Consider the following 9,382-nt stretch of genomic DNA (forward strand, 5'->3'; position numbering starts at 1 on the left):
TTCTTGCGCAGTACTTGCCGGCCGCTCTCATCTTGACCGTGAAGATGAAAACAGCGCTTACCCAGGTCAATGCCTATCAGCTTGATCGTCGCCATGATGGTCTCCTTATCTCCAGGGGGAAATCCCCCTACAGCGTACCCGCCCTCGCCGAGGGGCGGGCTGACCATCTCATTACCCAGACTAGAACCAACGCCAAGAACAGAAACAGAACAAGTCCCAGGCCATCTAGCCATGTCCAAGCAAAGCCCCGGCTAACGGCGCCGAAGCACAAGCATAAAAAAGAAAGCCGGCCAAAACGGCCAGCTCTTCCAACACAACAGACTCAAGCAAGAAACCTAATTGAGCCTGCCATGGCAATGCTTGTACTTCTTCCCGCTTCCGCAAGGGCAGGGATCATTGCGCCCCACCTTGGGCACCGCCCCGTCCGGCACAGCCTGGCGACCCGTGGCCGCCTCCGCGATGCCGGGGTCCTCGCCGCTCAGCGCCGCATCATAGTCCGAATGGTGATACTTCACGTTCTCCAGCTGCGCAGCCTCCGGCTCCGCCACCTCCACCTGCTCGGCCGACTGGATCCGTACCGTCAACAGCACCTTCACCACCTCGTCCCGCACCCGGTCGAGCATGTTCGAGAACAGCTGGAAAGCCTCGCGCTTGTACTCCTGCTTCGGATCCTTTTGCGCATATCCGCGCAAATGAATCCCCTGGCGCAAATGATCCAGCGCCGACAAATGCGCACGCCAGTTCGTGTCGATCGCCTGCAGCAGCACCGAGCGCTCGAACGGCGCCCAGTTATCGCGGCCCACCAGCTCCACCTTCTCGCCATAGATGCGGCGCGCCTCGGCCAGAACGCGTTCCAGCAGTTCGTCGTCGGTGACGTTGGGCTCTTGCTCGATCTGCTGGCTGAGAGGCACATGGACATGCCAGTCCGACTCCAGTGTGGCCTCCAGCGTAGCCACGTCCCACTGCTCTTCCATGCTGCCTTCCGGAATGTGGGCGCGGAACAGCTCGACAACCGCCGCGTCGGTGAGGTTCCGGATCGATTCCGACACATCGGCCGATTCCAGCACCTCGTTGCGCTGCGCATACAGCACCTTGCGCTGATCGTTGGCCACATCGTCGTACTCGAGCAGCTGCTTGCGTATGTCGAAGTTGCGCGCCTCGACCTTGCGCTGGGCCGACTCGATAGAGCGGGACACCATGCGCGCCTCGATCGGCTCGCCCTCGGGCAGGCGCAAGCGTTCCATGATGGCGCGCACGCGGTCTCCCGCGAAGATGCGCATCAGCGAATCTTCGAGCGAGAGATAGAAGCGCGAAGAACCCGGATCGCCCTGCCGGCCCGCGCGGCCGCGCAACTGATTGTCGATGCGGCGCGACTCGTGCCGTTCGGTGCCGATGATGCGCAGCCCGCCCGCCGCCTTGACCGCCGCGTTCGCCGGGGCCCACTCGGCCCGCACCCGCTCGATGCGGCCCGTTTTCTCTTCGGCGGAAAGAGATTCGTCGGCGCGTATCAGATCGATCTGCTTCTCGACGCTGCCGCCCAGCACGATATCGGTGCCGCGGCCCGCCATGTTGGTCGCAATAGTGATGTGCCCCGGCTTGCCGGCTTCAGCCACGATCTCGGCCTCGCGCGCATGCTGCTTCGCGTTCAGCACCTCGTGCGGCAGGCCCGCCTTTTGCAGCAGACCCGACAGCCGTTCCGAGTTCTCGATGCTGGTCGTGCCCACCAGCACCGGCTGGCCCCGCTCGTGGCAATCCTTGATATCGGCCAGAATGGCATTGTATTTTTCGGCGTCCGTCTTGAAGACCTGATCGTTCTGGTCCAGACGCTGCATCGGCCGGTTGGTCGGGATGATGACGGTCTCGAGGCCGTAGATCTCCTGGAACTCGTACGCCTCGGTGTCGGCCGTACCCGTCATGCCCGCCAGCTTGTCGTACATCCGGAAATAATTCTGGAACGTGATGGACGCCAGCGTCTGGTTCTCGTTCTGGATGCGCACGCCTTCCTTGGCCTCGACCGCCTGATGCAGGCCGTCGGACCAGCGCCGGCCCGCCATCAGGCGTCCCGTGAACTCGTCCACGATGACGACCTCGTCGTTCTGCACCACATACTGCTGATCGCGGAAGAAGAGATTGTGGGCCCGAAGCGCAACCATCAGGTGATGGATCAGGGAAATGTGGCGCGGGTCGTACAGCGACTCGCCCTCGGGCAGCAGGCCCAGGCGCGACAGAGTCTGCTCGGCCTTCACCATGCCCGCCTCGGACAAGTGCACCTGCTGGCCCTTCTCGTCGACCCAGAAGTCTCCCTCGGGTTCGGGTTCGTGAGGCTTGGGCTCGGAGGCCATGCGCGTCATCAGCGGCGGCACGGCGTTCATGCGTACGTAAAGCTCGGTGTTGTCTTCGGCCTGGCCCGAAATGATGAGGGGCGTGCGCGCCTCGTCGATCAGGATCGAATCGACCTCGTCGACGATGGCGTAGGAAAGCTGGCGCTGGCGACGGTCTTCGGCGCGGTATTCCATATTGTCGCGCAGGTAATCGAAGCCGTATTCATTGTTGGTGCCATACGTGATGTCGGCCGCATAGGCGGCCACTTTTTCTTCGTTGGGCTGCTGCGGAACGACCACGCCCACCGTCATGTTCAGAAAGTTGTACAGCCGTCCCATCCACTCGGCGTCGCGGCGGGCCAGGTAGTCGTTGACCGTCACCACGTGCACGCCCTTTCCCGCCAGGGCATTGAGATAGACGCTCAGGGTGGCCATCAGCGTCTTGCCCTCGCCTGTGCGCATTTCGGCGATCTGGCCGTTGTGCAGGGCGATGCCGCCCAATAGCTGAACGTCGAAGTGGCGCATCCCGAACACACGCTTACTGGCCTCGCGCACCACCGCAAACGCCTCGACCAGCAGATCGTCGAGGGAGGCGCCGCCCTGGTAGCGCTGGCGGAACTCGTCTGTCTTGGCTTTGAGCTCGTCATCCGAAAGCGCGGCCAGCGAGGACTCCAGAGCGTTGATCTGGGTAACCATCCTGCGGTACTTCTTGAGTATCCGGTCGTTACGGCTGCCGATGAGCTTTTTTAGCAAAGAAACCATTATTGTGTCGTTGATGCGAGCCAGTCGGGATGCGGGCCGGGCAAGGGCCGAACACATGACGCTGACGGGCGCATGCCTCTATGGGTTGGCGGGCGGGCCCGCGGAAAACGAAACAGTTTAACGCACCTTTGAGCCTCCGGCGCCCAACTGGCCGCTGGCGTCGGTGACCAGGGTGGGGTCGGGTTGCCGCTTCTCGAGAAAGAGCACAGGGTCCAGCGGATGCCCCGCCATCCGTACCTCGAAATGCAGGTGCGGGCCGGTCGAATGGCCGGTGGAGCCGACCGCGGCGATCTCCTGGCCCCGCTCGACGATGTCGCCGGCCTTGACCTTGAGCTTCGAGGCATGGGCGTAGCGCGTGACGAGGTCGTTGCCATGGTAGATCTCGACCATATTGCCGTAGCCCGACTTGTAGCCGGCGGCCGTGACCACCCCGCCCGAGGCCGCATGTATGGGCGTGCCCTTGGGGGCGGCGAAATCCAGCCCCTCGTGCATGACGTGGCGTCCGGAAATGGGATGGCGGCGCCAACCGAATGAAGAGCTGAGATAAGGATAATTGACCGGCATCAGCGTCGGCAGGCTGGCTTCGACGCCGGCGCGTCGCGTAAGCGCCAGGTCCATCATCCTGAACCATTCTTTCTGCCGCGTCACTTCTTGCTGCAGGAAATCCAGCCGCACGTTCAGGCCCGACCCCGGCTCGAGCGACATCTTCTGCTTGCGCGGCGCCTGTTCGGCGTCGCCGATATAGTCCATGACCGGAGGCGCCGCCTGGTCGAGACCGGCCTGGATCTCGGGATCGGTATAGGGAATGCCGGCAATCTCGGCCACGCGGCGGCTCAGCCCGTCCATCTCGATGATCTTGGCCTGCAGGTCGCCCAGCTTGGCAGCCAGGATCTCGACCTGTCCGCGGCTGTAGTCGCTTTCGCGGGCAAGGTTAGCGCTATAGAGATCCAGCGACGACGAAACCGTGACGGCGCCCTCGGCATAGCGGGAATGGACCCAGGCGCCCGCCGCCGCCGACATGCCCAGTATCAGCACCGCCAGCAGTGCGGCAATGGGCGCCTTGAGTCCTTTGGCGTTAGAATCAGTCGGACGCCCTTTCGTCAGTACTACTCTCACTGGTAAATCCTCTACAAATATATGTCCCGTGCTTCTGGGCCCACCCGCCATAGGTCAGGCAGCGCCGCCGATACCGCCATCGACTGGCTGGGCAGCGACCGCCACGGCGCCAACGTCCTGACCGCGGCACGCACCTTGCTGGCCCTGGAGGGCGCTTTGCAAGGAATGCTGCCGCCCGGGCTTGCGCAGGCCTGTCGGGTGGCACGCATGGAAAACCGGCAGCTGACGCTTGCCGTTCCAAGCGCCGCCTATGCCGCGCGGCTGCGCCAGCTTGCGCCACGCACCGTGGCTCAATTGGCAAACAGCGGATGGAACCTTACCGAAATCCAGGTAAGGGTTCAAGCGGGTCTCTTACAAAGCCGGACGAATACGTCTCAGCCGAAACAGAGCATCCCTTTGGACAGCCAGGCGCTCGATGCGTTCCGCGGCCTGCATGAAAACCTGCGGCCAGGTCCGCTGGCCGACGCCGTCGCAAGACTGGTTGCGCGCCATGGACGCGCCTGAAGCAAGACCGGCCGCTGTGCAAAAGAGGGCCGGCAGGTAATTTTAGCAGCCTAGGCCAAGGCCAGGCTGCCCTAGGCGAACTTCCATTCGTTGACGTAGGCCCTGGCAGGGGTCGCCGTCGCGTCGTAGGTGACGAGTTCCCAGGCGTCTTCCTGGGCCAGCAGGGCGCGGGCGAGCTGGTTGTTCAGTCCGTGGCCGGACTTGCACGCCACATAACGCGCCACCAGGGGCTTGCCGATGAGATACAAGTCGCCGATGGCATCGAGTATCTTGTGCTTGACGAACTCGTCTTCGTAGCGCAGGCCGTCCGAGTTCAGCACCCGATACTCGTCCATGACGATGGCGTTGTCCAGGCTGCCGCCACGGGCCAGCCCCGCGGCGCGCAAGGCTTCGACTTCGCTGACGAAGCCGAAGGTGCGCGCCCGCGCCACCGTCTTGACATAGGAATCCTTGGCGAAATCGACTTCGGCGAAATTAGCTGTGGAGTCGATGGCCGGATGGTGGAAATCGATGGCGAACGACAGAGAAAAGCCATCGTAGGGCTCCAGCCGCGCCCATTTCAGGTTGTCGCCCTCGCCTTCGCGCACTTCGACGGTCTTGAGCACCTTGAGGAACTGCTTGGCGGCAGACTGCTCTTGCAGGCCCGCCGAACGCAGAAGATAGACGAACGTGCCGGCGCTGCCGTCCATGATGGGCACTTCTTCGGCGGTGAGGTCGACGTGCAGATTGTCGATGCCCAGGCCCGCCAGGGCGGACATCAGGTGCTCGACCGTCGAGACCCGCACATTGCCCTTTTGCAGGACCGAAGCCATGCGGGTGTCGCCCACGCCTATCGCCCGCGCAGGCAGGTCGACGATTTCGGGCAGGTCGACGCGATGGAACACGATACCGGTATTGGGCTCGGCGGGGCGCAGCGTGATCTCGACGCGGCGTCCGGAATGCAGGCCCACACCCTTGGTACTGATTGCTTTTTGTATCGTGCGCTGACGTAGCATAAAAATTAGAACCGAACTGATGATGCATTCGCTGGCGGTTGGCCGCGAACAAGTGAACATAACATTGTAACCGGTTTCGCCGGTCCGCCCCTAAATTTTTTGCATCGCAACAATAGCCGGCGGCTATCGCGCCAGCTCATAAAATGCGGGCGTGGCCGTGCACTCTGCCGGGGAGGGAGAAGAATGCACCGGCGACGCCCGCCCGCAAGCGTCAAAATGCCCTATGCCGCGGCAAAAAGACGCTTCCTTACCATATGTGAGAGTCGTTTTTGCTGTTTTTGTTCCCGGGGCCCGCCGTTCGACGGGCCCCGAGGCCCTCAGTCAGCCTGTTTGCGCAGGAAGGCGGGGATGTCGAAGTGATCCATTCCCGCCGTCTCGAGCGCACGCACCTGGGCCGAAGCCTGGCCGCGCGGATTGCGGATGACGGCCGGCACATCGGCGTTGGCGAAGTCGTGGCCGTGCGCCATGGGCATGTCGTCCGTGCCGGTGCGCAGCGCCTCGGCCCGGTTGGAGACCAGCTGCGGACGCGAAGCCGCCGCGCTGCCCAGGCCGGTCGCCACCACGGTGACGCGCAGGTTCTCGCCCATGGACTCATCGTAAGCCGTACCGTAGATGACAGTGGCGTCCTCTGCGGCGTAGCTGCGGATGGTGTCCATGATTTCGCGGGTCTCGCGCATCTTCAGGGTGCGGCTGGCCGTGATGTTCACCAGCATGCCGCGCGCGCCATGCAAATCGACGCCTTCGAGCAGCGGGCACGCAATCGCCTGTTCGGCGGCCACGCGGGCGCGGTCGGGACCCGAAGCGATCGACGTGCCCATCATGGCCTGGCCCTGCTCGCCCATGATGGTCTTGACGTCCTCGAAGTCGACGTTGACATTGCCTTCCACGTTGATGATTTCGGCAATGCCGGCGCATGCATTGTGAAGCACGTCGTCAGCCGCCTTGAAGCAGTCTTCCTGGGTGGCGTCCTCGTCCATCAGGTCGTAAAGGTTTTCGTTGAGCACCACGATCAGCGAATGCACGTGCTTGGACAGTTCAGCAATGCCGTCCTCGGCCATCTTCAGGCGCTTGGAGCCCTCGAACATGAAGGGCTTGGTCACGACGCCGACCGTCAGAATGCCCAGTTCCTTGGCCACTTCGGCCACGACGGGACCCGCGCCCGTGCCGGTGCCGCCGCCCATGCCGGCGGTGATGAACACCATGTTCGCGCCGTTGAGCGCGGCACGGATTTCCTCGCGCGCCGTTTCAGCGGCGGCGCGACCTTGTTCAGGCTTGGCGCCGGCGCCCAGGCCGGTGCGGCCCAAACGGATCTGGATCGGCGCCTCGCTGGCTGCCAGCGCCTGCGCATCGGTATTGGCGCAAATGAAATCCACACCGTTGATGCCGGAACGGATCATGTGCGCCACGGCGTTGCCGCCCGCGCCGCCCACGCCGACCACCTTGATCACGGTGCCGCTGGCATTGTTGTCGAGCATTTCGAAATTCATCATGATTGACTCCCTCACATTTCCAAAAAAAGCAAAAATTAAAAAAACTCCCCGTACCACTTTTTCCGGAATCGTCTCAAACAGAATGCCAGCCGGCGACTCGCATCAAGTGTGAAACGTCTCCCGAGGACAGGCTGCTTCGCGCCCGCCCCTCAAGGGCTTGTCCCGCCCTTAATTCATGAACCACTCCTTCATGCGCGCCAGCAGCGTCTTGACGCTGCCGGTCTGCTGCGCCACCTTGCGGCCGCGGGCACGCTGCAGGCGGGCCTCGGACAGCAGGCCCATCACCGTCGAAAAGCGCGGATTGCGCATGACGTCGGCAAGGCTGCCCTCGTAGCTGGGCACGGCGACACGCACCGGCTTCAGAAATACGTCTTCGGCCAGTTCGACGATGCCGGGCATCAGCGACGTTCCGCCCGTCAGCACCACGCCCGACGAAAGCAGGTCTTCGTAGCCCGATTCCCGTACGATCTGCTGCACGAAAGTGAAGAGCTCCTCGATGCGCGGCTCGATGACCGCGCCCAGCGCCTGGCGCTTGACCTGGCGGTTGGGCCGGTCTCCCAGACCCGGCACTTCGATGTATTCGTCGGCTGTCGCCAGAACCTGCTTGGCGATGCCGTAGCGCAGCTTGATCTCTTCGGCGTCGGGCGTGGGCGTGCGCAGCATGGCCGCGATGTCGCTGGTGACCTGGTCGCCGGCGATGGGAACCACCGCGGTGTGGCGAATCGCGCCGCCGGTATAGATCGCGATGTCGGTGGTGCCGCCGCCGATGTCGACCAGGACCACGCCCAGCTCTTTTTCGTCCGAAGTCAGGCAGGCCATGCTGGAGGCCAGGGGCTGAAGAATCAGGTCCTGCACCTCGAGGCCGCAGCGCCGCACGCACTTCACGATGTTCTGCGCCGCGCTCACCGCCCCCGTCACGATGTGCACCCTGACCTCCAGGCGCAGGCCGCTCATGCCGATGGGCTCGCGGATATCCTCCTGCGAATCGACGATGAACTCCTGCGTCAGCACGTGCAGCACTTGCTGGTCGGTGGGAATATTGACTGCCTTGGCCGTCTCGATGACCCGCGCCACGTCGGTCGGCGTCACTTCCTTGTCCTTGACGGCCACCATGCCGCTGGAGTTGAAGCTGGTGATATGGCTGCCCGCGATGCCGGTGTAGACCTCGCGGATCTTGCAGTCGGCCATCAGCTCGGCTTCCTCGAGGGCGCGCTGGATCGAGTTGACCGTCGCCTCGATATTGACCACCACGCCCTTGCGCATGCCCTGGGATTCATGCTGGCCCAAGCCGATCACTTCGAAGCGTCCCTCGGGCAGAATCTCCGCCACCACGGCAACCACCTTGCTGGTGCCGATATCGAGTGCAACGATCAGGTCCTTGATGTCACGGGTCATAGCTTTTCTATTTGGTAGAAGAAGAGGGAACGGGCGCCAGGGTGATGGCAAAACCGTTGGCATAACGTAAATCGGCACTCTCGATGGAGCGGCCTTCGAGCCGCTGCGCAAGAACCGGCCAGGCCTGCACGAAGCGCTGGATGCGCGCCGCGAACGACAAGGCGCCGGAACGGCCGTGCGGGTCGGCCACGTCGGCGGCTGGGTCCCGGCCCAGGCTCAGGCGCACGCCGTCGGAAAGCTCGACCGACCAGGCGTAGCGGGGACTCAGGGTGATCTCGTCGACGCTGACATTGAGCGGCGCGAACCAGCGCGCCAGCTCGGCATAGCGCTGCACCACCAGGCGCTCGGAATTGTCCGGCCCGTTGAACTGCGGCAGGTGCGCGTCATCGGGCAGCTCGCCCTGATTGGCCCTGAACGCTTCGCCCCAGGTATTGATCATCTGATCCTCGTTCCACAGCGCCAGGGGCTGCTGCTCTTCCAATTGCACATTCAAGGTGTTCGGCCATACCCGACGGATGCGCGCATGGCGCACCCAGGGAACCGTCTCGAGCAGGCTGCGCGTCTCGTCGAGATCGACGGTGAAGAAATTGCCGGACACCCGACCCGCAATTGTCGCCCGGACACTGGCCGTAGAGACGTAATTCAATGTGTCGGCTTGCATCGCTTCGATCTGTATCCGCTCGATGGCGAAATACGGCCGCTGCACCAGCCAGACGACGACGCCAACCAGCATCGCCAACACCGCCAGCAGAGCCAGCGAGTTCGCGACGAAGTTGATGATGCGGGCGTCGTTGATCAC

The 9,382-nt window shown here is 63.3% G+C and carries 7 protein-coding genes; 1 reads left to right on the plus strand and 6 read right to left on the minus strand.

Features of this window, described 5'->3' with window-relative positions; all coding sequences use genetic code 11:
* Positions 1 to 335: 335 nt before the first annotated feature.
* Both secA and CSC67_RS20835 read right to left on the minus strand, forming a co-directional pair.
* Positions 336 to 3,083 carry a preprotein translocase subunit SecA gene (gene secA, locus CSC67_RS20830; RefSeq protein ID WP_118996395.1) on the minus strand — a complete coding sequence of 916 codons (2,748 nt, stop codon included), beginning with the start codon at positions 3,081 to 3,083 and terminating at the stop codon, positions 336 to 338.
* Positions 3,084 to 3,200: 117 nt separating this feature from the next.
* The gene (locus CSC67_RS20835) at positions 3,201 to 4,199 is read right to left on the minus strand and encodes a M23 family metallopeptidase (RefSeq protein ID WP_245220320.1); all 999 of its coding nucleotides are present in this window, start codon (positions 4,197 to 4,199) and stop codon (positions 3,201 to 3,203) included.
* Between the two features lie 21 nt (positions 4,200 to 4,220).
* On the opposite strand from CSC67_RS20835, the gene CSC67_RS20840 reads away from it, so the two are divergent.
* On the plus strand, positions 4,221 to 4,703 hold the full coding sequence (locus tag CSC67_RS20840; RefSeq protein ID WP_118996397.1) for a DciA family protein: 483 nt from the start codon (positions 4,221 to 4,223) through the stop codon (positions 4,701 to 4,703).
* 71 nt (positions 4,704 to 4,774) lie between these two features.
* On the opposite strand, the gene lpxC is transcribed toward CSC67_RS20840, so the two are convergent.
* From lpxC to CSC67_RS20860, 4 genes are all read right to left on the minus strand, one after another.
* Positions 4,775 to 5,698, minus strand: coding sequence for a UDP-3-O-acyl-N-acetylglucosamine deacetylase (gene lpxC / locus CSC67_RS20845; RefSeq protein ID WP_118996398.1), 924 nt, complete (start codon positions 5,696 to 5,698; stop codon positions 4,775 to 4,777).
* Between the two features lie 317 nt (positions 5,699 to 6,015).
* A complete protein-coding gene (gene ftsZ, locus CSC67_RS20850; protein WP_118996399.1) occupies positions 6,016 to 7,188 on the minus strand; it encodes a cell division protein FtsZ in 1,173 nt (390 codons plus the stop codon).
* 168 nt (positions 7,189 to 7,356) lie between these two features.
* A complete protein-coding gene (gene ftsA, locus CSC67_RS20855; protein WP_118996400.1) occupies positions 7,357 to 8,583 on the minus strand; it encodes a cell division protein FtsA in 1,227 nt (408 codons plus the stop codon).
* A 7-nt stretch (positions 8,584 to 8,590) separates the two neighbouring features.
* Complete coding sequence (locus CSC67_RS20860; protein ID WP_118996401.1) at positions 8,591 to 9,382, minus strand: cell division protein FtsQ/DivIB; 792 nt, start codon at positions 9,380 to 9,382, stop codon at positions 8,591 to 8,593.

It is taken from the genome of Pusillimonas caeni (assembly GCF_003545815.1).
In the GTDB taxonomy this organism is placed as follows: Bacteria; Pseudomonadota; Gammaproteobacteria; order Burkholderiales; family Burkholderiaceae_B; genus Pusillimonas; species Pusillimonas caeni.

Bases quoted from the DNA above. Each gene is read 5' to 3' on its own strand.
- secA (WP_118996395.1), bottom strand. From the start codon at position 3,083: ATGGTTTCTTTGCTAAAAAAGCTCATCGGCAGCCGTAACGACCGGATA.
- ftsA (WP_118996400.1), bottom strand. From the start codon at position 8,583: ATGACCCGTGACATCAAGGACCTGATCGTTGCACTCGATATCGGCACC.
- ftsZ (WP_118996399.1), bottom strand. From the start codon at position 7,188: ATGATGAATTTCGAAATGCTCGACAACAATGCCAGCGGCACCGTGATC.
- CSC67_RS20840 (WP_118996397.1), top strand. From the start codon at position 4,221: ATGTCCCGTGCTTCTGGGCCCACCCGCCATAGGTCAGGCAGCGCCGCC.
- lpxC (WP_118996398.1), bottom strand. From the start codon at position 5,698: ATGCTACGTCAGCGCACGATACAAAAAGCAATCAGTACCAAGGGTGTG.